Here is a 532-nt window from a genome sequence, read left to right on the forward strand (position 1 = left end):
GTGGAACTTTGCTTTAAACGCCACAGTACTGACAAACGAAATCACCAAATTACCAGAGTCTTCAAGAGAAAACGGTATCATTAACGGAACTAAGAAACTTTTAGAAGGCAGATCAATTTATGACTTCTGGTTGAAAGACTGGTACGGTGTTGATCCTGACACAGGTAACCCACTTTACGTATACGATCCCGAATCAGAGTCTACTCCTAACAACCTTTTGAGAGAAATCAATGGTGTTCAGGTGACTACTAACCAAAACAATGCAATTTATCACTACAGCGGCTCTTCTATCCCTGACGTTTATGGCGCATTCACAAACAACCTAAACTACAAAGGATTTAGCCTTTCTGTAATGTTTGCCTACAGCCTAGGTGGTAAAATCTATGATGGTAACTATGCAGGTTTAATGGGTGTTCTTGACGGTGGAGCCCTAAGCGTTGGTATTGCTGACAGATGGCAAAATCCAGGTGACATCACTGATGTACCTAGAATCTCTATCAACAACAACACAAACAACGTAGCAGGTTCTGAC

At 41.4% G+C, this 532-nt stretch carries 1 pseudogene; it reads left to right on the forward strand.

The features are described 5' to 3' along the window. Positions 1-532, forward strand: a pseudogene (locus tag MB14_RS09070) (SusC/RagA family TonB-linked outer membrane protein); the annotation flags it as partial.

The organism is Roseivirga ehrenbergii (assembly GCF_001593005.1).
Lineage (GTDB): Bacteria > Bacteroidota > Bacteroidia > Cytophagales > Cyclobacteriaceae > Roseivirga > Roseivirga ehrenbergii.